18 protein-coding genes are annotated in these 23,836 nt (G+C 63.9%); 3 read left to right on the top strand and 15 right to left on the bottom strand.

The features are described from left to right. Positions 1–25 precede the first annotated feature (25 nt). Entirely contained in the window at positions 26–1,621 is a 1,596-nt protein-coding gene (locus ACVOLL_RS00240) for a GMC family oxidoreductase (RefSeq protein ID WP_481511023.1), read from the top strand. A gap of 144 nt (positions 1,622–1,765) precedes the next feature. Here the strand turns inward: ACVOLL_RS00240 and ACVOLL_RS00235 are convergent, their stop codons facing one another. Both ACVOLL_RS00235 and ACVOLL_RS00230 read right to left on the bottom strand, forming a co-directional pair. Continuing rightward, positions 1,766–3,691 carry a M48 family metallopeptidase gene (locus tag ACVOLL_RS00235; RefSeq protein ID WP_481511022.1) on the bottom strand — a complete coding sequence of 642 codons (1,926 nt, stop codon included), beginning with the start codon at positions 3,689–3,691 and terminating at the stop codon, positions 1,766–1,768. 29 nt (positions 3,692–3,720) lie between these two features. Next, a complete protein-coding gene (locus ACVOLL_RS00230) occupies positions 3,721–4,326 on the bottom strand; it encodes a LemA family protein (RefSeq protein ID WP_481511021.1) in 606 nt (201 codons plus the stop codon). Between the two features lie 79 nt (positions 4,327–4,405). Here ACVOLL_RS00230 and ACVOLL_RS00225 point away from each other — a divergent pair, with 79 nt between their 5' ends. Next, a complete protein-coding gene (locus ACVOLL_RS00225; protein WP_481511020.1) occupies positions 4,406–5,821 on the top strand; it encodes a serine hydrolase domain-containing protein in 1,416 nt (471 codons plus the stop codon). Between the two features lie 782 nt (positions 5,822–6,603). Here the strand turns inward: ACVOLL_RS00225 and ACVOLL_RS00220 are convergent. From ACVOLL_RS00220 to nudE, 10 genes are all read right to left on the bottom strand, one after another. Next, entirely contained in the window at positions 6,604–7,146 is a 543-nt protein-coding gene (locus tag ACVOLL_RS00220) for a hypothetical protein (RefSeq protein ID WP_481511019.1), read from the bottom strand. 791 nt (positions 7,147–7,937) lie between these two features. Then, entirely contained in the window at positions 7,938–8,333 is a 396-nt protein-coding gene (gene gcvH, locus ACVOLL_RS00215; RefSeq protein ID WP_282270622.1) for a glycine cleavage system protein GcvH, read from the bottom strand. A gap of 85 nt (positions 8,334–8,418) precedes the next feature. Continuing rightward, positions 8,419–9,540, bottom strand: a complete 1,122-nt coding sequence (gene gcvT, locus ACVOLL_RS00210; protein ID WP_481511018.1) for a glycine cleavage system aminomethyltransferase GcvT — start codon at positions 9,538–9,540, stop codon at positions 8,419–8,421. A 90-nt stretch (positions 9,541–9,630) separates the two neighbouring features. Beyond that, on the bottom strand, positions 9,631–10,062 hold the full coding sequence (locus ACVOLL_RS00205; RefSeq protein ID WP_481510176.1) for an NfeD family protein: 432 nt from the start codon (positions 10,060–10,062) through the stop codon (positions 9,631–9,633). Positions 10,063–10,065: 3 nt separating this feature from the next. Next, positions 10,066–11,034: an SPFH domain-containing protein gene (locus ACVOLL_RS00200; protein ID WP_481511017.1), complete on the bottom strand. Its 969-nt coding sequence runs from the start codon at positions 11,032–11,034 to the stop codon at positions 10,066–10,068. Between the two features lie 68 nt (positions 11,035–11,102). After that, a complete protein-coding gene (locus tag ACVOLL_RS00195) occupies positions 11,103–11,405 on the bottom strand; it encodes an Mpo1-like protein (RefSeq protein WP_481511016.1) in 303 nt (100 codons plus the stop codon). 39 nt (positions 11,406–11,444) lie between these two features. After that, positions 11,445–11,768 (bottom strand): YnfA family protein, encoded by a 324-nt coding sequence (locus ACVOLL_RS00190; protein ID WP_481511015.1) that lies wholly within the window; start codon positions 11,766–11,768, stop codon positions 11,445–11,447. After that, positions 11,765–12,586, bottom strand: coding sequence for a nucleoside triphosphate pyrophosphohydrolase (gene mazG / locus ACVOLL_RS00185; protein ID WP_481511014.1), 822 nt, complete (start codon positions 12,584–12,586; stop codon positions 11,765–11,767). Before mazG ends, ACVOLL_RS00190 begins: the two co-directional genes overlap by 4 nt. A 76-nt stretch (positions 12,587–12,662) precedes the next feature. Continuing rightward, complete coding sequence (gene cysQ, locus ACVOLL_RS00180; RefSeq protein ID WP_481511013.1) at positions 12,663–13,472, bottom strand: 3'(2'),5'-bisphosphate nucleotidase CysQ; 810 nt, start codon at positions 13,470–13,472, stop codon at positions 12,663–12,665. Beyond that, positions 13,469–14,017 carry an ADP compounds hydrolase NudE gene (gene nudE / locus ACVOLL_RS00175; protein WP_296252621.1) on the bottom strand — a complete coding sequence of 183 codons (549 nt, stop codon included), beginning with the start codon at positions 14,015–14,017 and terminating at the stop codon, positions 13,469–13,471. The genes cysQ and nudE overlap by 4 nt, the downstream gene beginning before the upstream one ends. A gap of 124 nt (positions 14,018–14,141) precedes the next feature. Here nudE and ACVOLL_RS00170 point away from each other — a divergent pair, with 124 nt between their 5' ends. Next, positions 14,142–14,876 carry a 16S rRNA (uracil(1498)-N(3))-methyltransferase gene (locus tag ACVOLL_RS00170; protein WP_481511012.1) on the top strand — a complete coding sequence of 245 codons (735 nt, stop codon included), beginning with the start codon at positions 14,142–14,144 and terminating at the stop codon, positions 14,874–14,876. Between the two features lie 203 nt (positions 14,877–15,079). Here ACVOLL_RS00170 and ACVOLL_RS00165 read toward each other — a convergent pair whose 3' ends face one another. The 3 genes from ACVOLL_RS00165 to ACVOLL_RS00155 are packed head-to-tail and all read right to left on the bottom strand — an operon-like array spanning position 15,080 to position 23,781. Continuing rightward, positions 15,080–15,556, bottom strand: coding sequence for a chemotaxis protein CheW (locus tag ACVOLL_RS00165; protein ID WP_481511011.1), 477 nt, complete (start codon positions 15,554–15,556; stop codon positions 15,080–15,082). A 25-nt stretch (positions 15,557–15,581) separates the two neighbouring features. Further along, entirely contained in the window at positions 15,582–16,925 is a 1,344-nt protein-coding gene (locus tag ACVOLL_RS00160) for a chemotaxis protein CheB (protein ID WP_481511010.1), read from the bottom strand. Beyond that, complete coding sequence (locus tag ACVOLL_RS00155; RefSeq protein ID WP_481511009.1) at positions 16,912–23,781, bottom strand: hybrid sensor histidine kinase/response regulator; 6,870 nt, start codon at positions 23,779–23,781, stop codon at positions 16,912–16,914. Before ACVOLL_RS00155 ends, ACVOLL_RS00160 begins: the two co-directional genes overlap by 14 nt. Between the last annotated feature and the right edge of the window lie 55 nt (positions 23,782–23,836).

The raw sequence follows: 23,836 nt of genomic DNA, 5'->3' as shown, positions 1-23,836 counted from the left end.
TGAGGGACTCGGGAGGGAGAAGGCTGTGAGCGGAGCTGGGAAGGAATTCGACTACATCATCGTCGGCGCCGGCTCGGCCGGCTGCGTCCTGGCCAACCGACTCAGCGCCGACCCACAGTTGCGTGTGCTGCTGATCGAGGCAGGGCCGCGCGATTGGCACCCTTTCATCCATATGCCGGCGGGCATCGCCCGGCTGGTCAACAACCGCCAAGTCAACTGGAGCTACGACACCGAACCGGAGCCGGCCTTGGGCAACCGCCGCTTGTGGTGGCCACGCGGCAAGGTGCTGGGTGGCTCCAGCTCGATCAATGCCATGTGCTATGTGCGCGGCGTGCCCGGCGACTACGATCGCTGGGCAGCGGCCGGTGCCAGCAGTTGGAACTGGGACAGCGTGCTGCCGTGGTTCCGCCTCAGCGAAGGCAATGCGCGCGGCGCCGATGCACTGCATGGCGCCGACGGTCCGCTGCAGGTAGCCGACCTGCGCTACGTCAATCCACTCAGCCACGCCTTCATCGCCGCCGGGCAGCAGGCTGGCCATGCACACAACAACGACTTCAACGGTCCTCGCCACGAAGGCGTAGGCCTGTATCAGGTAACGCAGAAGGATGGCGCGCGTTGCTCCTCAGCGGCCGCCTATCTCACCCCAGTGCGTTCGCGCAGCAATCTGCAGGTGATCACCGGTGCATTGGTGGAACGGCTGCAGATCGACGCTGGTCGCGCTACCGGCGTGCACCTACGCGTGGGCGGCCAGCGTCAGCAGTATCATGCGGCCGCAGAAGTGCTGCTCAGCGCCGGTGCGATCAACTCTCCGCAGCTGCTGATGCTGTCCGGCATTGGCCCGGCCGATGCGCTGCGCGCGCAGGGAATCGACGTTCAGCTCGACCAACCCAGCGTTGGTGCCAACCTGCAGGACCATCTGGATATCTGCACGCTGTACCGCAGCGTGCCCGGCGTCAGCTACGACCGCGCCAGCGAGATCATGATCGGGCTCAACTACTTCCTGCGCGGCCATCGGGGCGCGGGCAGCAGCAATGTGGCCGAAGCCGGCGGCTTCGTTCGTTCGCGTTTCGCACCGGACGAACGCGCCGACATCCAGTTCCATTTCGTCCCGGCGATGCTGGACAACCACGGCCGCAATCGCCTGCCCGGCGACGGCTATACCCTGCACGCCTGCTACCTGCATCCGCGCAGCCGCGGCCGCATTGGTCTGACCAGCGCCGACCCGGCTGTACCAGCGCGCATCCAGGCCAACTACCTGAGCGACGCCGAAGGCTTCGACTTGAAGATGATGATCGAAGCTGCGCGCCTGAGCCGCGACATCCTGCAGCAGCCGGCATTTGCGCCGTGGCGCAAGACGCCGCTGCTCCCAGCTGATGAGAACCTGGATGACGCCGGGTTGGAAGCCTTCATCCGCGCCAAGGCCGAGACCATCTACCACCCGATCGGCACCTGCCGCATGGGCAGCGATGACGCGGCCGTGGTCGACCCACAGCTGCGGGTGCGAGGTATCGACGGATTGCGGGTGATCGATGCCTCGGTGATGCCCACCCTGGTCAGCGGCAACACCAATGCACCGACCATCATGATTGCGGAGCGGGCGGCGAGTTTGATGCTGGGGTGAGGCCCAATCCTTTAAAGCTTGGAACTAAATCAATCATCCCAAGGAGCATTGGTGCCGACTTGTCGGACAGAAGCAAGCAAAGGCCAAAGCACACCCCTCCCCAGCCCTCCCCTTCGCTATGCGAAAGGGAGGGAGACAAGCGGCTCACGCCACCTGCAGCATCGCTGGTAGGGGGCAATGCAAGGTGGCGCAGATGGTACGCAGCAGTTCGGCTTCGGCTACGTTGACGCGCTGGTTGTGACTGACGGTCGCGGTCACCGCTTCCACCAGCAATTGCTTGGCCAACGGGTCCATCGAATCCAACGGTGCCCAAACCGCATCAAGTGCCAGCACCCCGTTCGCCGGCGGCGCATACGGCAGATGATCCTGCGGCAGGATGCGCTGCAGCCCGGCCAGGTAGGCGCGACGCGCAGCCGCTTCGTCGCCGGGATTGCCGGCACGCGCCACCACCGACAACAAGATGGCGAACTCCCGCTGCACGCCACTGGCTTTGCGGCGACCGAAATGCAGATGACGTGACGGGCCCAAGGCTGCCTGCACCTGCACCAGCAACAAGCGCGACAGGCAGTATTCGAACAATGAGATGCGCCCGTCCGCATGGGTCAGTGCGTCAATGCAACGCATGAACGCAGTCAGCTGCGGGCGCGGCAGGCTGCGCAGGGTCGGGAATGCCAAGGCCGCCAGCGGCAGCCGCAGTGCCGCGTGCAAGTCACGCAAAGGGCCTGCCGCGATGCTCAGCACGCTATCGGCCATTGGCTCGCCCAGTTGCTCGCGTACCGCCTCGCGTTGCCGCGCGGCGACCGATGCATCGGCGTCCAGCAACATCGCCAGCAACAAAGGCTGCGCCGCGCCACGATCGCCAGCCAATGCCCGCAATGGCGGCGGCAGACTGCCTGCCAGCCGTACCGCCTGCCGGTAATCGTCGTCGGCAGGCGTCGCCACCTGCGCTGCCACCAACGCTGGATCAACCGCCATCTGCTGCATGCCCGGCAACGGCGGCAGCAGCGCATCCACGCTGGCCGCATCGCGCCCCGCCAGACCCAAGGCGCGATCTTCGGCCAGGCCATCGGGCGACGCACTGAACCAGTTGCCGCGCAGCGTCTGCAGCTGCTCGGCACGGAACGATGGCTCCAATCGTTGGATCCGCTCAACCAGCGGCGGATGGGTAGCGAACCAGCTGGACAGACGCAAGCCCTCGCCAAACAGCATATGGCTGACTTCCTCGGCACCGGCACGGTCGGCCAGATGCGAGCCGTCGTCGAGCCCGCCGATCTTCTTCAAGGCGCCGGCAAGGCCTTGCGTCTGGCGGGTGAACTGCACCGCCGAGGCATCGGCAAGTATCTCGCGCTGGCGCGATACCGCCGCCTTGATCAGCCGCCCGAAAAGCACACCGATGCTGCCGATGGCGATGCCAGCCAAGCCAACCAGCATCAGCAGGAACACCGGCCCGACACTGCGACCGAAGCGCACGCGGCTGCCGCCGCCCATGTGCAGCAGCACACGCTTGCCTATCACGCTGAGCATCAGGATGCCGAACAGCACGCCCATCAAGCGGATGTTCAAGCGCATATCGCCGTTGAGGATGTGACTGAACTCGTGCGCGATCACGCCTTGCAGCTCGTCGCGGTTGAGCCGCTGCAAGCTGCCGCGGGTGACCGCAATGGTCGCGTCGGCAGGCGAATAGCCGGCGGCGAAAGCATTGATACCTGCCTCCTGCTCCAACACATACAGCCGCGGCATCGGCACGCCGGAGGCAATGGCGATTTCCTCCACCACGTTGCGTAACCGCCGCAACGCCGGATCGCGGGTATCGGCCGGCACTTCGGTGCCGCCCATCTGCACGGCCACCACCTCACCGCCACCGCGCAGCGAGCTGATCCGGTACAGCGAGGCCAGCCCGATCACCGCCAGGGTCAACGCGCTGCTCCACAACACGCCACGCACGCTGCCGGTGCCGAACCACACCAGCACGTCCACCATCAGCACGATTGCCAGCACCGCCAGTGCAAACAGCAGCACCAGCCGCCCGGAGCTACGCCGGGCCTGGGCCTGGTGTTCGAAGAAATTCATCCCGCGCCCCTGTTACGCCTGCGCCAGATTCAGAACTGCACCTTGGGCGCCTCGCGCACCTGCTCGCGCTTCTCCAGCGGAATATCCAGCAGCGCAGCCGTGGCGAAATTGAACATGTCGGCAAATACATTGGCCGGGAAGGTCTCGCGCCGATTGTTGTAGCCCATCACCGCATCGTTGTACGCCTGCCGCGCGAAGGCAACCTTGTTCTCGGTGCTGGAGAGCTCTTCGCTGAGCTGCATCATGTTCTGGTTGGCCTTCAGCTCCGGGTAGGCCTCGGCCACTGCCATCAGCCTGCCCAGCACGCCATTCAATTGCCCCTGCGAGGCCGCCAGCTGCGCCATCGCCGCCGGATCGCCCGGATCGGCCTTGGCCGCAGCCAAACCTGACTGCGCCGCGCTGCGCGCTGCGATAACCGCTTCCAGGGTCTGCCGCTCGTGGCCCATATAGGCCTTGGCCGTCTCCACCAGGTTGGGAATCAGGTCAAAACGCCGCTGCAACTGCACATCGATCTGCGCAAATGCATTCTTATAGGCGTTACGTGAACGCACCAGCCCGTTATAGATCCCGACACCCACCGCCACAACTGCGACAACCACCACAAGAAAGACCAGCAATATCAACGCGATGCCCATTCATTCTCTCCCCGTTTGTGCAATGGTGAAAAGCGGCGCTAGAATCGCCCACAGCAGTAGCTTACAGGCACCGATCACGATGAAAGACACGAGCAAGCGCCGGCACATTCGCCCGGTGGCATCGGGATTGCTGGGGGTGTTGATGCCCTTCGCATTGTCGTCTACCGCGCAGACTCCCACCCCCACCACCCTGCCTGCCGACGCATCGGCTGCTGCAGCGATGCCGGTGAACCTGGAGAACGCGCCCACACAATCGCCGACGCAGCCGATGCCGTATCGCACTGCGCTGCGCCCGGATCAGGTGCAACCGCTGCCGGCTGACTTCAATGTCGCCGCCATCGAATCACTGGCCGAGCAGCTGACCTACGGCAACCGCGTCCCCGGCATGGCCATGGCCATCGTCCAGAACGGCCGCGTGCTGTCGGCACGCGGCTATGGCGTTACCGATATCAGCAACCCGCAGGAAGTGGACGCACATACCGTGTTCCGCCTGGCGTCGCTGTCCAAGGCCTTCGCCGGCACCATGGCCGGCCTGCTGGTCAACGATGGCACCCTGCGCTGGGACAGCAAGGTCATCGACTACGTGCCCGGCTTCCGCCTGGCCACGCCCGAAGCAACTGACAAACTGACCGTGGCCGATGTACTGAGCCAACGCGTCGGTCTCACCAGCAATGCCTATGACCGCGATGTCGAGGCCAACGCCGACTATTACTCGCTGACCCAGAAGCTGGCCACCGCGCCGCTGAAATGCGCGCCTGGTGATTGCTACTCCTATCAGAACGTCGCCTTCAGCCTGGTCGGCGATGTGGTGTTTGCGGCCTCGGGCAGCTTCTACGAGCAGGCCGTCGAGAAGCGCATCCTCAAGCCGTTGGGCATGAACGATGCCAGCCTCGGCCTGGCCGGTATCCAGGCCAGCTCACGCTGGGCGCGTCCGCACGTGCGCAGCCGCAACGGCTGGGTGTCGCTGACGCCCAAGCCCACTTACTACCGTGTCGCACCGGCTGCCGGCGTCAACGCAAGTGCCAGCGACATGGCGCAGTGGCTGCTGGCACACACCGGCCACCGTCCGGATGTATTGCCGGCACCGTTGCTGGCAACGCTGCATGCGCCGCTGGTCAATACGCCCGGTGAAATGCGCTCGGGCTGGCGTCACCAGCGCCTGGATTCGGCTGGCTATGCACTGGGTTGGCGCGTATTCGATTACTCCGGTCACCAGGTGGTCTTCCACGCCGGCGCGGTGCAGGGCTATCGCGGCCTGGTCGCGCTGCTGCCGGAACGTGACCTTGGCATCGCCATCATGTGGAACGGCGAAAGCAGCCTGCCCAGCGGCATGATGCCAACCATCCTTGATCGCGCCATCGGCCTGCCGACGCAGCGCTGGCTGGACGTGGACACCGACTTTGGCAGCGACAACCTTATGGCTGAAGATGCGGCTCCGGCACGCGGCGGCAAGAAGGGCGCGTCTTCTGATCGTGCGGTGGCATCGCCGCGCTGAGCTGCGTTGCGATCTCCAGCAGTATCCGAAAGGCGGCCGATGGCCGCCTTTTTCTCTACTCGGTAGCATCGCCTTCGGCAGGAGCCAGCGCCGGTAGATCGGATGCACGTCAGCTTCGCGGCTGACGCCGCTCCTACAAAGACCGGGGTCACCTGTAGTGCCGAGCCATGCTCGGCAGGGCTTCATCCGCAAATCAAAAGCGCCCCTTCCAACCCTCCCCTTGCCTGCGGCAAAGGGAGGGCTCGGTTCCTCGGCGTCGATTGCTTGGCCGGCGAGTTTCACCGCACCGGTAGTGCCGAGCCATGCTCGGCAGGGCTTCACCCGCACAAATCAAATGCACCCCTCCCAACCCTCCCCTTGCCTGCGGCACAGGAAGGGCTCGGTTCCTCGGCGTCGATTGATTGATCGGCGAGTTTCACCGCACCGGTAGTGCCGAGCCATGCTCGGCAGGCACTACTCGCGAACCCGCACCCGCCTATAGGAGCTGCGTCAGCTGCGAAGCTGGTGATGCCAGAATCCCCTATGGCCTGGTCGCCGGGAAACAGGTGGAACCGGCCGGGAGTTCTCGCGAGGGCAGATATCGCCTCATCGGTTGTGCCATCAGCTTCGCGGCTGACGCCGCTCCTACCAAAGCAGCACCGCCGGATCGGATGTGTAGCCGGTTTCGCGGCTGACGCCACTTCCTCATCCAAGCCCCGTCATTCCCAAAGACGCCCATAAAAAAACTCCCTCCCCGCTGGGCAGTCGGGGAAGGAGTTTCAGGTACTGCTAGTGGAGCTGGATCAGATCAGCGGCGCCGGGGTAGCCGGCAGCGCAACCGGAGCGGCCTTCTTCTTGCGAGCGGCCGGCTTCTTCTTCGCAGCAACCTTCTTGGCGGCCGGCTTCTTGGCGGCAACCTTCTTTGCAGTCTTCTTTACGACCTTCTTGGCAGCTGCCTTCTTGGCAACCTTCTTGACGGCCTTCTTGGCTACTTTCTTGACGGCCTTCTTGGCAGTTGCCTTCTTGGCAACTTTCTTTACGGCCTTCTTGGTAACCTTCTTTACGGCTTTCTTGGCAGTTGCCTTCTTGGCAACCTTCTTTACGGCCTTCTTGACGGTCTTCTTGGCAGCTGCCTTCTTGACGGTCTTCTTGGCTGCTGCCTTCTTCACGGTCTTCTTGGCGGCTGCCTTTTTGACGGTCTTCTTGGCAACAGCCTTCTTGGCGACCTTCTTCACTGCCTTCTTGGCGGTTGCCTTCTTGGCAACCTTCTTCACGGCAGCCTTCTTGGCGACTTTCTTTACCGCCTTCTTGGCGGCCGGCTTTTTAGCTGCTTTCTTCGTAGCCATGGTTTGTTCCTCGTCAGTGATCTATGGAATTGAAATGCCCAGTTGAAGCAAATCCGCGGTGTTCGGCGGAGGACCGACGACGCGTCTAGCGCATCGTTACGGATACAGAAACACCCACAACGGGTCCCGCTGCAGGTGCCAGATAGAAATCAGGGGGGTGTTTCGCGGAAGGAAGCGAGTCCTGCTCCACCATCAAAAAAATCCTGGCGGACGTCCAAGTTGTGCTTCGCGTCTGAATGTTGATCCGGCTCACTCGCTTCCGCAGGAAAGGTCTGCTGGGCGAAACCTAATCACGGTTTTTTTTACTGTCAACTATCTTTGCAAAATATTTTTCGGAAGCCTTCAGCCTTCCGCGTCCGGTCGCGTGCCGCTACAGCCCGCCGTGCACACCCGCCGACGCTGCACTTACGCGCTCCTGAAAAAACACAAAGTAAAAAAACATCGGTAAAAGCGCACTATTCTTTTCAACGTCGACAGCACACACCTGCATCAGCGCTACTCCATCTGCATCTCAAAGCATGCGACCAACACCCGCCACGGGCCGCTTCGGTCACCCCAAAAAAAGTTTGCCGAAGGCAAGGCTTTAGCTGCGCGACGGATCATTTTGCGCAAACTTTTTGAACCATTTCGAAGCCTTCGACCGCACCAACAGGAACCACGTCGCGTCCGCCGGCACCCGCTTCAACGCATCATCGCCGACCACTCATCACCAGCGATCATCACGTGATGCTGACATCGACGCAAAAAAAAGCGGCCGCTGACAGCGGCCGCTTTTCGGATCACGACAGGACTCAGTGGTCCTCGTTCTCTAACATCTCGGCATAGTCGTCCGGACCGAGCAGGTCGTTCAACTGGTCCGGATCGGACAGCTCGACAACGTACAGCCAACCGTCGCCGTAAGCGTCTTCGTTGATGGTCTCCGGCTTGTCGGTTACCGCTTCGTTGACTTCGACAACGGTGCCGGACACCGGGCTGTAGACGTCGGAAGCAGCCTTCACCGACTCGACCACAGCGGCACCAACGCCCGCCTGCACACTGTCACCAACAGCCGGCAGTTCGACATAGACCAGGTCACCCAACAGACCTTGGGCGTGATCGGAAATACCGACGGTAACGCGGTTGCTGCCTTCGACACGGGCCCATTCGTGGGACTTGAGGAACTTGAGGTCGCCAGGGATCTCGCTCATGGAACTACTCCGGAAAAACGGTGGTCGGGATGAGTCGCTAGTTTAACGAACCGGAAGCAAGGTCGCTTCCGGCCCGGTCCTACAGTCAAAGGTTGATACCGGCCTGTGCCTGGCCGTCACGCACGAACGGGAACTTCACGATGCGCACCGGCACTTCCTTGCCGCGGATGTCCACCCGCACATCACCCGGCGCACCGGCCGGCACGCGTGCGAAGGCGATCGCCTTGCCCAGCGTCGGCGAGAAGGTACCGGACAGGATCTCGCCTTCGCCATTGGCAGTGAGCACCTTCTGGCCGTGACGCAGCACGCCCTTCTCGTCCATCACCAGGCCGATCATCTGCCGTGCATTACCGGCAGCCTTCTGTGCTTCCAGCACCGCACGCCCGGTGAAGGCACGCGGCGTGCCATCGGCCAGGTCATCCAGTGCCACGGTCCATGCCAGCGCCGCCTCGTACGGGGTGATGGTTTCGTCCATGTCCTGGCCGTAGAGATTCATGCCCGCTTCCAGGCGCAGCGTGTCGCGCGCGCCGAGGCCGGCCGGCTTGACGCCAGCAGCCAGCAGCGCATTCCAGAACGCGACGACCGCGCTCTGCGGCAGTAGCACTTCGTAGCCGTCTTCGCCGGTGTAACCGGTACGTGCGACGAACAGTTCAACGCCGTCGGTGGAGCTGACTTCCAGCGCGGCGAAGCGGCCGAGCTTGTCCAGCGCGGCACGATCCGACTCCGCTACCAGGCCGGCGACCAGCGCACGCGCCTGCGGGCCCTGCACGGCGATGATGGCCAGGTCTTCGCGTTCGACCACCTCGACGCCGAAGGCTTCGGCGTGCTGACGGATCCAGGCCAGGTCCTTCTCGCGGGTGGAGGCATTGACCACCATGCGGAACATGTCTTCGGCCAGGAAGTAGACGATCAGGTCGTCGATCACCCCGCCCTGCGCATTGAGCATGCACGAGTACAGGGCCTTGCCGCGGACCTTGACCTTGTCGATGGAGTTGGCCAGCAGCTGGCGCAGGAATTCACGGGTGCGCGCACCCTTCAGATCGACCACGGTCATGTGGCTGACGTCGAACATGCCAGCGGCGCTGCGGACCAGGTTGTGCTCGTCGATCTGCGAGCCGTAATGGATCGGCATGTCCCAACCGCCGAAATCGACCATCTTGGCGCCGAGTGAGCGGTGGGTTTCGTTGAGCAAAGTCTTCAGGGTCATGGCCGTTCCACACTAAGGGGACCGCCATTATCCCAGATGGTTACTTTTAAAACCTGCGGCACTGCCACAACGGCAGCACCGCAGCGGTATTCAGACTGGCTGCACCTTCAGCGTCATGCCATCCACCGCCACCACCCGCACCGCGCTACCCTGCGGCAGGTCGGGGCCGGCGACCACCCAGAACGCATCGTCCACCTTGGCCCGGCCGACGCCTGCGCTGATCGCCTGATCCAGCGTCACCACGCGCCCGATCAACTGCTCGGCGCGGCGGTTGAGCAGCGGCTGGTCGCTGGGCCGTGCACGCTGCCGGAACCAGGTGCGGTAAACCTGGATCGAGACAAAGCTCAGCACCACGAACAGGATCACCTGCAGCAACACGCTCATGCCGTCGATTGCCCAGACGGTCAGGAACACCGCCGCTGCAGCGATGCCCATCCACAGCATGAAGGCACCCGGCGCCAGCGCCTCGGCGGCGAACAAGGTCACCGCCAGCGCCGCCCAGATCACCACTTCCCAGCGCATGGCTCAGCGCCCCAGGGGCGGCGGGTTGCCGCGTGCAGGCTGCTTGGTTTCGCCCTGCTTGGCGAAAGCTTCCTTGGCCAATTCGGCAATACCGGCAATGGAACCGATCACGCCACTGGTTTCCATCGGCATCAGCACCAGCTTCTGGTTGGGCGAGTTGGCCAGCTCACTGAAAGCTTCCACATACTTCTGTGCGATGAAGTAGTTGATCGCCTGCACGCTGCCGTTGGCAATCGCGTCGGACACCATTGTGGTTGCCTTGGCTTCGGCCTCGGCCAGACGCTCGCGTGCTTCGGCGTCGCGGAATGCGGCCTCCCTGCGCCCTTCTGCTTCCAGCACGGCGGATTGCTTCTGACCTTCGGCGCGCAGGATCTCCGATTGACGGATACCTTCGGACTCCAGAATGGCAGCGCGCTTGTTCTGCTCGGCCATCTTCTGCTGCTGCATCGACTGCACCAGGTTGGCCGGTGGCTGGATATCCTTGATCTCGATGCGGGTAACTTTGACACCCCATGGATTGGTGGCGTGGTCGACCACGTTGAGCAACTTGGCGTTGATGGTCTCGCGCTGGCTCAGCGACTCATCCAGGTCCATCGAACCGATCACGGTACGGATATTGGTCTGTACCAGTGCAATCATCGCCACTTCCAGGTTGGCCACTTCATAGGCCGCCTTGGCCGCATCCAGCACCTGGAAGAACACCACGCCATCCACCCGCACCACCGCGTTGTCCCTGGTGATGACGTCCTGGCTGGGCACGTCCAGCACCTGCTCCATCATGTTTACCTTGCGGCCGACGCCGTAAACAATCGGGATCAGAAAGTGTAGGCCCGGGGTCATCGTATGCGTGTACTTGCCGAAGCGTTCCACCGTCCATTCATAGCCCTGCGGCACCATCCGCACCGTCTTGAACAGCACGATGATGCCGGCCACCACGACCACCAACGCCAACAACCCTGCTCCACTGCCCATGAGATCGCTCCTTGTGCTGATTGATGGGCCGAGTATAGCGACAGCCCCGGAAACAACCGGGCAAGCGCCTACAGGCGCACCCGCCCGCGCAGGATGTCGACGAACATCACCCAGTCACCGGCAAATGAATAGAAGGGGTGGCGTAAGGTCGCCGGCCGGTTCTTCTCGAAGAAGAAGTGCCCCACCCAGGCAAAGCCGTAGCCGCATAGCAGCGCGAACCACAGCCAACGCAGCTGGCCGCTCCACAGCAGCAGCGCCACACAGAGCAGCACGCCGCAGCTGCCGATGAAGTGCAGGCGGCGGCTGATGACGTTGCTGTGCTCGCCCAGATAGAACGGGTAAAACTGGCGGAAGCTACTGAAACGCGACATGGCCGGCATCCAGGACAGGGTTCGGCCAGCATAGGCGCTTCAGTTGCTGCGTGGGGCAAACATGATCACCGCCATGCCGAGCAGGCAGAGGCCGCCACCAAGCAGGTCCCAGCGGGTGGGCTTGACCGAGTCCACCAGCCACAGCCACAGCAGTGCCATGCAGACATAGACACCACCGTAGGCGGCATAGACGCGCCCACTGGCGGCCGGGTGCAGGGTCAGCAGCCATGCAAACAAAGCGAGGCTGGCGGCAGCCGGCAACAGCAGCCACGGGCTGCCCTGCTGCCGCAGCCATAGCCACGGCAGGTAGCAGCCGACGATCTCGGCCAATGCGGTCAGCACGAACAGGGCGAAGGTTTTCACTTCGCTGCGTCCTTTTCCTGCTGCTTGACCTGCTGCCAGAGTGCTTCCTGCTGCTGCAGATCAAGCTGTGACATTGCTTTTCCCTGCGCAGCCGCCAGCGCTTCCATCGCGCGGAAGCGGCGCTCGAACTTGTGGTTGGCATGACGCAGTGCGGTGCCGCTATCGACCTTGGCGTGGCGGGCAAGATTGGCGCAGACAAACAACACATCACCCAGCTCTTCCTGCAGACGGGTGTGGTTGTCCACGCCCGTGGCGGCAAGCTCGAACTCAGCCTGCACTTCGTCGATCTCCTCGCGCAGCTTGTCCAGCACCGGTACCGCATCGGGCCAATCGAAGCCGGTGCGGGCGGCACGCGACTGCAGCTTGGTGGCGCGCAGCCATTCCGGCAGTCCACGCGAAATACCGGCCAATGCAGAAGCGTCCAGCTCGCCCTTGGCGGCGCGTTCGCTGCGCTTGATCTCGTCCCAGTTGGCGAGCACCTCGTCGGAATCGCTGACCTCGGTGTTGCCGAAGATATGCGGGTGACGGCGGATCATCTTGTTGCTGATCGAGGCCACCACATCGCCGAAATCGAAGGCACCCTGCTCGCTGGCCATCTGCGCGTGGAACACCACCTGCAGCAGCAGATCGCCGAGCTCGTCCTTCAGATCCGGCAGGTCGTTGCGGTCGATGGCGTCGGCGACCTCGAAAGCCTCCTCCACTGTATATGGCGCGATGCTGGCGAAGTCCTGCTCCAGGTCCCACGGGCATCCGCCATTGGGATCGCGCAGGCGCGCCATGATCTGCAACAGGGTCTGGATATCGGTCAGTTCGGACATGCTTACATCACCTTTCACGAATACGCCGGCAATTGCCGGCGTTTGAAGTTCCCTACAGACAGCCGCTGGCAGGGCATCAAAGCCCGGCCACCCACTCCTGCCATGGCAGCGAGGCATCACCCAAAGCGACAAAATCACCATTGAGCAGACGCGGCCGCTGGTTATAGGCAAACGGCACACCGTCATCGGCGGCCAAGACCACACCGCCAGCGGCTTCCAGAACGCACTGGCCGGCAGCGGTATCCCACTCACTGGTTGGCCCCAGACGTGGGTATACGTCCAACGTGCCTTCGGCGATGCGGCAGAACTTCAGCGAGGACCCCTGCGCGATCAGCTCGATCTCGCCCATCCGCGCCAACAAGCTCGCAGTGCGCGCACTGGCATGTGAGCGACTGGCAGCGACCCGCAACGGCGATGCCGGTGGCACCCGCGTGTTGATCGCATCCTGCTGCTCACCGCTGCGGCGCCAGGCCTGGCCACCGCGCTGAGCATGCCAGATGACCTCGGTCACCGGCGCCTGCACCACCCCAAACACCGATACGCCCTGTTCGATCAACGCGATGTTGACGCTGAATTCGCCATTGCGTTTGATGAATTCGCGGGTGCCGTCCAGCGGATCCACCAGCCAATAGCGCTGCCACTGCCGACGGGTTTCCCATGGCAGCTGCGCCGATTCTTCGGACAGCACCGGGATATCCGGGGTCAGCTGCGACAGACCTGCGACGATCAGCCGGTGGGCGGCCAGGTCGGCCGTGGTGACTGGACTATCGTCGGCCTTGTGCTCGATATCGAAGCCACTGGCATAGACCTGCATGATCGCCGCGCCTGCGCGCTGGGCGATATCCAGCACGCCTTCGCGCAGGACATCATCTACTACTGCGCTCATGCGCCACCTCGCAGCCACTCACGGGCAATGAACAGGGCTGCCAGCGAGCGTCCCTCGGAAAAATCCTCGCGCAGCATCAGCTGGTCCAGCTCGGCCAGCTTCCACGGCACCACTTCCAGTTCCTCGGGCTCGTCGCCGGGCAAACGCTGCGGATACAGATCGCGTGCCAGCACCAGGGTGGACTGATGACTCATATAAGTAGGCGCCAAAGTCAGGCTGCGCAGCGCATCCAGCTTCCGCGCGCCATAACCGGCCTCCTCCTTGAGTTCGCGGTCGGCCGCTTCGATCGGCGTTTCGCCTTCATCGATGCGCCCCTTGACCAGGCCCAGCTCGTAGCGATGCAGGCCGGCGGCGTATTCACGCACCAGCAGCACGGTCTCCTCATCGAGCATCGGCACCACCACGACAGCACCGTGGCCGCCGCTGACCAGCCGTTGGAAATGCCGGCGCTCGCCGTTGGAAAACTCCAGATCCAGCTGCTGCTGACGGAACGGCCCGATGTGTTCTTCGACCACGTTGTGGATCTGTGGCAGGCGGCGACTCATGCGCCACTCCGGGCAAAACGACGGTAGACCGATAGAATGCGCATTGGCAGATACGTTTTCATGACGTTGAAATGCTAGCAGACCCAGCCGCTCCCCACGCGGCACCGCCTTTGCGAGAACTCCCATGCGCCTTACCCGTAGCCCGATTGAACTGCCGCTTGCCGTCGGCCAGACCCTGACCCTGCCGGAGGATGTGGCCAACCATCTGGTGCGGGTGATGCGCCTGCGCGAGGGCGAAGGCTGCATCCTGTTCAACGGCGATGGCCACGACTATGCCGCCACCCTCAGCACGATCAGCAAGCGCGAGGTACAGGTGCACATCGACAGTGCCCAGGCCATCGACAACGAATCGCCGCTGGCGATCACCTTGCTGCAGGGCATTGCCCGTGGCGAGAAGATGGACCTGATCCTGCAGAAGGCCACCGAGCTTGGAGTCAGCAGCATCATTCCGGTCAATGCCGAGCGCACCGAGGTAAAACTGGACGCGGCCCGCGCCGAGAAGCGCATCGCCCATTGGCGCAATGTGGTCGGTTCGGCCTGCGGTCAGTCAGGTCGCGCGCGGATTCCGTCCATTGGCAGCCCGCAGGCGCTGGCTGCGGCCACCGCAGCGCTGCCCGAGCAGACCCTGCGGCTGACCCTGGACCCGCTAGGTGAACACCGCCTGGCCTCGCTGCCAGCAGCGCCAGCCAACGGCGTGGTGATCGCGATCGGGCCCGAAGGTGGCTGGTCACCGCGTGACCGTCAGCAACTGAGCGAGGCCGGCTTCCAGGGCCTGCAGCTGGGACCACGCATCCTGCGCACGGAGACCGCAGGCCTGGCCGCGATCGCCGCACTGCAGGCACGCCTGGGCGACCTGTAGAGCCGAGCCATGCTCGGCTGGGGCATTACCAACAAACCCGAAGCCGGTTTGTGGGAGCGGCGTAAGCCGCGAAGCTGGAATCGCTGAAATCACCAACCGGCTTGCAATCTGATGATTAGTGGGCTTCGCGGCTAACGCCGCTCCCACAATGCCGAGGATCGCCGGGAAAGCCTCTGCCGAGCATGGCTCGGCACTACCGCCGGTCAGGCTACCGCTTCTGCCAGGGCGAGGATGACGGCGCTTTCAACCGCGTCCAGATCCGGCAGCAGCGCGCTTTGTTCGCCCAGCAATACGCGCATGTGCACGCCGACTGGCAGGCTCTCTTCCGATGCGTCGGCCAGCAGGCCGTCGCGCGGCACTGCGATCAGTTGCGGGAAGGACTGGGTCAGCAGGGCGAAATACGGCAGGTCCGGGTTGCCACCCAAGGCCTTGAGCACGACCACCTTGTTGTTGCTGGTCACCATTTCATTGCCATGGCCACTGAGCCCGGCATAGGACAGCAACGGCACGCTCCAGCCATGCCATGCGATCTGCCCGACCAACCACGCCGGGGTGTTGGCAATCGGCTCAACCGCCACGCGGGACATCATTTCCGCCACCGTCGCATTGGGCAGCAATACGCGCTCGGTACCGGCCTGTATCAGTACCCCACGGACTTCATCGTTGTTTGCGTAGCTCATCGTCAGTTCCTGGGTCGCGCTGCGGTCACGCCGCGCAATGCACAGCCAATTCGGCGGCGAGATATTCCGGATCACCAGCGTTCATGCCAGCGACGGCCAGCTGGCTGGCAGCGGCCGGGTCATAGCACCCTTCGCCGATCTGCCCCGCCACCCAACCACCCTTGCCGGCAAATTCCAGCACCGGCGCGACCATCGCGACATCGGCCCCGCTGAGCAACAGCACCGCGCTGCGGTCTGGTTGCAGGGCTCCAAGCAGGTCGTTGGCTTCCGCGCAGAAGCGCAGGCCCTCGGCACTCGACTCCACGCCGATCACGTCGGGAAGAATGTAGACGTCGCCCGGGACCAGATTCTGCCCAGGGTCAGCCAAGGTCACCGGCAACGGTGTCGCCCGCGCCATCTGCTTGACCAGGTTGGCATAACGGCCACCATCCAGTCGGAGCTGCACCAGCACCGGGCGTGCAAAGTCTTCCGGCAGTCCGGCCAGTACCCGACGCACCGCATCCGGGCCGCCAATACCGGCAACCAACAACACCGCGCCATTACCTTCGGCAGCACTTTCGTCTATCTCGACCAACGACAGCTCGCTGTTGAGCAGGCTGGCCAAGGCTGGCGGCGGCTCCGACGTTACGCTGGCGGCGACAGGTGCGGTCTCATAGCCATCATCTTCCAGCAGCGACCAGCTGCTGAAGTCGCCAATCGGCGCCTTTTCCTCTTCTGCTTCGGCCACCAAAGCAAGCGGTTCCGGCGGCAACGGTGGTGGCATGCCCGGTGACTGCTGCGGCACCGGCTGCGCCGCCCCTGCGATCAGCTCCTCGAACGACAGCACTTCGGGGCGCGGTTCGAGCGCACTCGCCGGCGCCACATAGATTTCATCGGCTGGCAGGTCGTAGGCCTGCACCTGCGCCTCATCCAGATGGAACTGCAGCGGTGCGTCCATATGCCCGTCGGCCGGACGCGGTGGCAGACCCGGCTCCAAGGTGATTGCCGGCTCGGCCTCTTCATGTTCCAGGCCCGGCGGCAGCACGTTGTCGTGGCCCTGCAGCTTGGCCGCCAGATGGCGGATCCAACGCTGTGCTTCCCAGCCTTCGCGGCGTGCGGCCAGCTCGGCCTCCTCGAACAACAAGGAAAGCTCAGGCGTCTCCAGTACCGATTCCAGCCGTTCCAGCGCGTCCTCGACTGCCGGCTCCAAGGCCACCAGCACTACCTGCGGCGCGGCCGAGGTGAGCGCCGCCGGCTCCAACTGGTTGGGGTCTTCTTCCAGCACGATACGTCCACCGGCGGCCACCAGCGCTTCGCGCAGGCGATCACGGGCGGCACCGGCACGGGCCAGCAGCGCAACCGGCTTGGCAGTGTCGTCAGTCGCGTGCACGGGCGATCCCCAGCAGGTCATAGACATTGCGCATCAAATCCAGCTCCTGGTACGGCTTGCCGAGATAGCGTTGCACGCCGATCTCGAATGCGCGCTGGCGATGTTTGTCGCCACTGCGCGAGGTGATCATCACGATCGGGATGTTCTTGTAGCGCGGATCGGCACGCATCGCGGTAGCCAGCTCGTAGCCGTCCATACGCGGCATTTCGATATCCAGCAGCATCAGGTCCGGAATACGCTCTTCCAGCTGCTCCAGCGCTTCCACGCCGTCGCGAGCGACCGCCACATCCAGATTGTGTCGTTCCAGCACGCGGCCGGTGACCTTGCGCATGGTCAGCGAATCGTCGACCACCATCACCAGCGGCACGTGGCGCTGGCTGTTGATTTCGACCAGTTCCACCAACTGCTGCGGCTGGGTGAGATGACGACGCACCAGCGGTGCCACGTCCAGGATCACCACCACGTTGCCTTCGCCGGTGATCGTGGCGCCGTAGATACCCGGTACCGACGCGATCTGCAGGCCGACCGGCTTGACCACGACTTCGCGGTTGCCCAGCACCTGGTCGATCGCCACCGCGGCACGCAGGTCGCCGGAGCGCACCAGCAGCAGCGGAATCTCGGTCTGGCCTTCGGCCTTGGCAGCAACCTGACCCACCAGGGTGCCGAGGTTGTACAGGCTGAAGTCTTCACCGTTGTAGTGGTAACCGCCTTGCCCGGACTCGAAACGCTCGCGGGAAATGCGGCCGATACCACTGACCGATGCCACCGGCACCGCATAGGTGGTTTCGCCGATGCGGACAAACACCGCCTGGGTGACCGCCAGCGTCTGCGGCAGGCGCAGGGTGAAGGTCGCCCCCTGCCCGCGCACCGAGTGGATATCCACCGAGCCGCCGAGCTGGCGCACTTCGTTGCGCACCACGTCCATGCCCACACCGCGGCCAGCCAGCTGGCTGACCTGCTCGCTGGTGCTGAAGCCGGACGCAAAGATCATCTGGTCCAGCTGGGTATCGTCGATCTGTTCGTCGCTGCCCAACAGGCCACGCTGCTCGGCACGGCGACGGATCGCCTCGCGGTCCAGGCCGGCACCGTCATCGCCCACTTCCAGCACGATTTCCGAACCTTCGCGGCGCAGACGCAGGGCGATCTCGCCTTCTTCCGGCTTGCCCGCGGCGGCACGTGCGGCCGGCTGTTCCAGACCATGGGCAACCGAGTTGCGCAGCATGTGCTCCAACGGCGCGACCATGCGGTCCAAGACGTTGCGATCGAGTTCGCCGTGGGTGCCTTCCAGCTTCAGGTGCACCTGCTTGTCGGTTTCCTGCGCGGCCTGACGCACCACGCGGCGCAGGCGCGGCACCAGACCATCGAACGGCACCATGCGCGCGCGCATCAGGCCATCCTGCAATTCCGAGCTGACACGCGACTGCTGCTGCAGCAAGGTGTCGTAGTTGCGCGACAGATCGTCCAGCACACCTTGCAGACCGCCCAAGTCGGCCGCCGATTCGTTCAGCGCACGGCTGAGCTGCTGCAGGGTGGAGAAACGGTCCAGTTCCAGCGGATCGAAGGTCTGGTCGGCCTGCTCATGCTCGCGGCGGTAACGCGCCACGATCTGTGCTTCGGTTTCCAGATCCAGACGACGCAGCTGGTCGCGCAAACGCGCGTTGGTGCGATCCAACTCGGCCATAGCGCCGCGGAACGCGCCCAGCTGCTGCTCCAGACGCGAGCGGTAGATCGCCACTTCGCCGGCGTGGTTGACCAGGCTGTCGAGCAGGTCGGCGCGTACACGCACCTGTTCCTGACCGCGTGGAGTGCCTTCTTCTTCGTTGCCGGCCTGCTCTTCGCGCAGCGGTGCAGACAGCGGCTCGATGGCGGCCAGCGGCTGCGGCAGCACCTCGACGGCGGCAACACTTTCCGGTGCCGATTCGAGCGCGGTGACAGCTGCTTCAACCGGTGCCTGCGCGGCTTCGGCGCGACCATCGGTACGCGCTTCGAAGGCCTCGATCAGGTCGGTCGGCATCACTACCGCGCGATGCTCGCCGGTGCGGATCAACAACTGGTGCAGACGGTCGAAACCGCGCTCCAGCAGCTGTACGTCGGCGCGGGTGATTTCGGTGCGATTGGCTGCAACAGCCTCAAGCAGCGACTCGATGCCATGACCAAGGTCGCCGATGGCATTGATGCCGGCCATGCGTGCGCCACCCTTGAGGGTGTGCAGGTCACGCTGCAGGCCGGCCAGCGCTTCGCGGTCTTCCGGCGCGGCACGCATATCGTTGACCAGACCATCGCAATGGTCGAGCAGGTCCTTGCCTTCCTCGACAAAGATATCGACCAACTCGCGATCCAGGTCGGCGAAGTTCAGCGGACCGGCGTCAAGTTCGTGCGCCACAGGCGCGGCGACCGGTGCCTCAGCCTGTTCCGGCAACGCTGCGGTCAGCGGTGCCAGCACTGTCTTGGCGACGACAAGGGTTTCGGCGACAGCTGGCTCGACAACGTCGCTCACAGCCACATCATCAAGCTGTGCGGCTTCTTCAAGCTGCTCGGCTTCTTCAATCGCCAGCGCGTCCTCGACCGAAGCATCTTCTTCGTTCGAAGCGGCGGCTTCGATCACGGCGATCTCTTCGACAGCGACTTCTGTTTCGGCTTCGGCTTCGGCTTCGGCTTCGGCTTCGTCAGCAGATTCCAGCTCCGACGCTGCATCCACAACCGGCTCATCACCACGCGCAGCAACATCATCGGCCTGCGCCACCTCGATCGATGCAGGCACGGCGCTGTCATCGATGACTTCGCCGTGCTCCGCGGCGACGTCAGCCTGCTCTTCGACCACAGCCTGTTCAACGGCTTGCGCTACCGTCAGCTCGCCTTCTTCAGTCTGCTCAGCCAGGCTTGATACCTCGTTTTCGGCATCCGTTGAGCTCAGCTGCGCTGCGCCGACGGCAACTGCAGTCGCACCGGTAGCGATGGCCAGGGCGCGCGCGATCACGCTGTCACGATCATCCAGACCACTGGACGCTTCCACAGCGGCCGACTGGCTCGGCTGACTGTCCTCGACCTGCGTGTCGACTGCTTCGCTTGCAAATGCGGCGTCCGCATCAATGCCGACAGCCGACTCGGACTCGATCTCGCCAGCTTCGACAGTGAGCTGCGAATCGGTCGCTTCTGCGGCCTGCTCCGGCTGCTCGGCGTCGTGTGCAACACCCCAGGTCGAGGCCCGCACAGCGTCATAGTGGTCCTCAACTTCGACGGCAGGATGCGAAACAGCCGGTTCGATGACCTCAGCCGATTCGGCGATGTCGATCTGTTCGGCCACTTCGTCAGCGACAGCCACATTTGCCAACTCGCTTTCGGCAGCGACTTCGGCTGGCTCCGACAGCGATTCAGCAGCAACGGAATCGGCACTCTCGCCGATCTCAAGCACGCCGTGCCCGGCAACGTCAGCAACCGGCAGCAGGTAGTCCGGTTCCGCTGCAGCTGACTGCTCGGTGGTTTCCAGCGATACCGCGTTGCCAGGCGTCTCATCCAGCAAGCCGGAGTCGAAGTACGCGGACAGGTCTTCCGTGCCAACCGACTCAGAGGCGAGGCTGCTGTCCAGCGAACCTGCCGACTGCACGGCCACCACATCGTCAGCAACAAGCTCGTCTTCGGCCAGCATCGGCGGCCACTTGCCATCCGGCAAGGCATCAACCAGCGCCTGCAGACGTTCGGCCACACCCGGGAACGCCGGAATGCGCGGCGAAGGTGCGCGCAAAGCAGCAATCGTCGTGTGCACCGCCGCCGCCATCTGCGCCAGCGCATCCACGCCTGCGGGAGTAGGCGTAACCGACGCCGCCAGCGAACGCTTGACGAAGGTTTCCGCCGGGCTGGTGATCTGGGTGATCACCGGCACATCGGTCATCGCGAATGCACCACTCATGGTGTGCACAGCGCGCAACAGGTCTTCGGAGACCGGCTGCGGCTGAGCAACCGAGCCAGCCAGCCAGGTATTGACCGTGACCAGATGCGCGCCGATCTCGGCTTCGAGAATCTCGCGCAGCACCTCGTCCACCGATGCAGGAGTACCCTCCGCATCGTCGATGTCGATGGCTGCCGCAAGGTCGCTCTCAGCCACCTCGACGATCTCGACTTCCGGCACCACTTGGTCAACCGGCGCGACAGCTGCAACTGCGCTGGCACCGTTCACGTAGAACGCTTCTTCGCCCGCAGCAACGCGGTCAGCCACATCCTGTATGCCCAACAGGTCGGACTGGATGCTGCCAACACCGCGCAGCGCGGCATTCAATTCAGGCAATACGTCATAAGCCTGCGTCACCGCGGCCATGACGGCGGGGCTGGCAGGACGGCTGCCGTCGAGCACGCGGTTGAGCATGCTCTCGATCTTCCAGCTGAACTCGCCCAGGGTGCGCGCACCCACCAGGCGCCCGCTGCCCTTCAAGGTATGGAATACGCGCCGTACCGGGCGCAGACGTTCCATGTTGGCTGGTGCCGCACGCCATGCGGGCAGCAGGTTGCCAAGGTTCTCCAGTTCTTCGTCGAATTCCTCGATGAAGACGTCCCGGATGTCCTGATCGATTACATCGCCGCCATCGATGAAGCCGCCCTCAAGCTGCGGTACCGGCGCGGACGTCCGCGTCGACACTGCTGCGCTGGCAGCAGTTGCCGCTACCTCAGCCGTAACCGGTTCCGGCTGCAGCGATTCGGGCATTGCAAACGGATCGAAGGACTCGGCAGCCGCATCAAGCTGCGCCATGAACGCAGCGGTTTCCATATCCAGCTTGGACAGGACTTCGGCCGGCGCCGATGCCGGCCCAATCGCTGCGGACGCCTGCTCGGTCGGCGTGGTCGCCAGCTCCCAATCGTTGCCTACCGGAGCCTGCGCTCCGGTTGCGCCATCGAGCACCGGGTTGACGGCTTCCAGCTCCGGGCTGAAGAACACATCGGTGTCGGCAAACTCAAGGTTGACCAGCTCGGCATCAAGCGCGCCGGTGCTGGCAGGCTCGGGCGCCTGCACTGCTTCTGTATCGGTACCGTCCAGCGTCAGCAGCGACGCATCGAAACGATAGCTGTCATTCGGGCCAGCAAGCGTCGTGTCCTCGGCGGCGACCGGATCAAAGCTCGCGGCAAACGACGCCGGCGCTTCAACTTCATTCGAATCCGCCAACTCATGGCCTTCCAGCACCATCGGCGCCAGGCTAAAGCTGCTCTCGGCGGCTTCCGATGTCTCGGCGGCTACCGGATCAAATGCGGAGATCTCTGCTGCGACTTCTGCCTGCGGTGCGAACGCTGCGGGCACGTCAACGCTCTGAGCCGGATTGTCCGGGGTAGCCACGGCATTGATCGCAGCGCCAAACACCAGCGGGTAATCAGCGGCAACTGCCTGCGGCTTTGCTTCCACTTCCAAAGGCGGCAACGGCGGCGGCATTACCGGTGCGGCGATGACCGGCGCTTGCTCAACAAGCGGCGATTCTTCGGCCGCTGCTTCAGCAATTTCAGTCCGTACTTCGACCGAATCGGCCGCTGCCGTTTCGGCTGCAGCGGCGCTTGCGCCATCAGCAACAGGTGCGGCGGCGACCTCGGCAGCAGTCGCCCCGACGGCAATACCATCGGCCACGACCTGCAGCGCCGGAATCGGCCAGTAACGCAGCGTTTCCAGACTGGTGCGTGTGATATCGAGGATTTCTTCGCGACCGGGGCGACGATCGCGCAGGGCTTCCAGGAAGTACTCCAAGCTGGCCATGGCGTCGGCCAGGGTGTCGAGCTGGCGCCCGCTGGGAATACGTTGGCGTGCGATCAGTTCGACGTCGATGTACTGACGCACGGCCTGCAGGTAGTCGGCCGGCACCGGCATTTCCAACATGCGCAGCGCGCCGGAGACTTCGCCCAACAGACGTGGCACTTCGGCCAGACGCGCGTGGTCCCAATTGGTCTCGATGAAGGCGACGAACGATTCGCGCGCAGCAGTGAAATTGGCGATGGCTTCATGCGCCAGCACCTCCACGGTACGGCGGGTTTCCACCGAACCGGCATCATCGTCACCGCCGACATTGGCGCCCAGGTGGGCGACCTGCTCGTCCAGCGAGGCGTCCACATAGAGCAGCGCGCCGGCGATATCCAGCAGCAGGTTGTCGTCGATCTGACGGCTGCCGTTGACGACTTCGTGCAACGAATCCCGCTGCTGGGCGACGATGCCACGGGCAACGCCCAGGCCCATCACGCCCAGGGTATCGGAGACAGCGCCCAGCTCATTGACCTGCACCTGCAGATCGGCCGGATTGCCATCCATGCGCATATGCAGGTCGAGCGCATCCTTGATGCGCATCAGTTCTTCCTTGACCGCACTGCCGACGGTGTCGAGCAGCTCACGGTTGCGCCCGCTCAAGCTGCCACGCGCGTGCTCCAGCTCATCCGGGCTGGCGTCGCTGGCATCGGGATTGAAGGCGAACAACACGCTTTCATTGATGCCTTCAGCGCCGCGTGCTGCACGGATGTCATTGAGCAGCGGCAGCAGCACGATCGGAATATCACGGTGGCCGTTCTGCAGGCGCTCCAGGTAGTCGGGCAGCAGCACGGTGCCGCGCATCAGCGTGGCGCAGGCTTCGTCGCGGTCGGGAATGCCGCCATCGCGCACCGCATTGGCCAGCAGCTCCAGCTCCTCGGCAACCATCGCAGGCGCATACAGCTCGACCATCCGCAGCGTGCCCTGCACCTGGTGCAGGTAGCCGGCGCAGAAGCGCATGCGGCTGGTATCGCTGGGATCTTCCACGAACGCTTCGACCTCGTTGCGCACCTGGCGCAGGGTCTCATCCAGCTCGGGTTTTACCCAACCCAGAGCTGCGTGGCTCATCGCATCGCGCAAGGTACTCATCGCACTCCCCCGTGCAGCATCAATTGCATGCCGTCCGGGCGGCCCTGCGTTGCGT

The organism is Stenotrophomonas sp. STEN035 (assembly GCF_056759935.1).
This window is presented reverse-complemented; position numbering and strand designations above follow the sequence as displayed.

Bases quoted from the DNA above. Each gene is read 5' to 3' on its own strand.
- ACVOLL_RS00235 (WP_481511022.1), bottom strand. From the start codon at position 3,691: ATGAATTTCTTCGAACACCAGGCCCAGGCCCGGCGTAGCTCCGGGCGG.
- ACVOLL_RS00230 (WP_481511021.1), bottom strand. From the start codon at position 4,326: ATGGGCATCGCGTTGATATTGCTGGTCTTTCTTGTGGTGGTTGTCGCA.
- ACVOLL_RS00225 (WP_481511020.1), top strand. From the start codon at position 4,406: ATGAAAGACACGAGCAAGCGCCGGCACATTCGCCCGGTGGCATCGGGA.
- ACVOLL_RS00220 (WP_481511019.1), bottom strand. From the start codon at position 7,146: ATGGCTACGAAGAAAGCAGCTAAAAAGCCGGCCGCCAAGAAGGCGGTA.
- gcvH (WP_282270622.1), bottom strand. From the start codon at position 8,333: ATGAGCGAGATCCCTGGCGACCTCAAGTTCCTCAAGTCCCACGAATGG.
- gcvT (WP_481511018.1), bottom strand. From the start codon at position 9,540: ATGACCCTGAAGACTTTGCTCAACGAAACCCACCGCTCACTCGGCGCC.
- ACVOLL_RS00205 (WP_481510176.1), bottom strand. From the start codon at position 10,062: ATGCGCTGGGAAGTGGTGATCTGGGCGGCGCTGGCGGTGACCTTGTTC.
- ACVOLL_RS00200 (WP_481511017.1), bottom strand. From the start codon at position 11,034: ATGGGCAGTGGAGCAGGGTTGTTGGCGTTGGTGGTCGTGGTGGCCGGC.
- ACVOLL_RS00195 (WP_481511016.1), bottom strand. From the start codon at position 11,405: ATGTCGCGTTTCAGTAGCTTCCGCCAGTTTTACCCGTTCTATCTGGGC.
- mazG (WP_481511014.1), bottom strand. From the start codon at position 12,586: ATGTCCGAACTGACCGATATCCAGACCCTGTTGCAGATCATGGCGCGC.
- cysQ (WP_481511013.1), bottom strand. From the start codon at position 13,472: ATGAGCGCAGTAGTAGATGATGTCCTGCGCGAAGGCGTGCTGGATATC.
- nudE (WP_296252621.1), bottom strand. From the start codon at position 14,017: ATGAGTCGCCGCCTGCCACAGATCCACAACGTGGTCGAAGAACACATC.
- ACVOLL_RS00170 (WP_481511012.1), top strand. From the start codon at position 14,142: ATGCGCCTTACCCGTAGCCCGATTGAACTGCCGCTTGCCGTCGGCCAG.
- ACVOLL_RS00165 (WP_481511011.1), bottom strand. From the start codon at position 15,556: ATGAGCTACGCAAACAACGATGAAGTCCGTGGGGTACTGATACAGGCC.
- ACVOLL_RS00155 (WP_481511009.1), bottom strand. From the start codon at position 23,781: ATGAGTACCTTGCGCGATGCGATGAGCCACGCAGCTCTGGGTTGGGTA.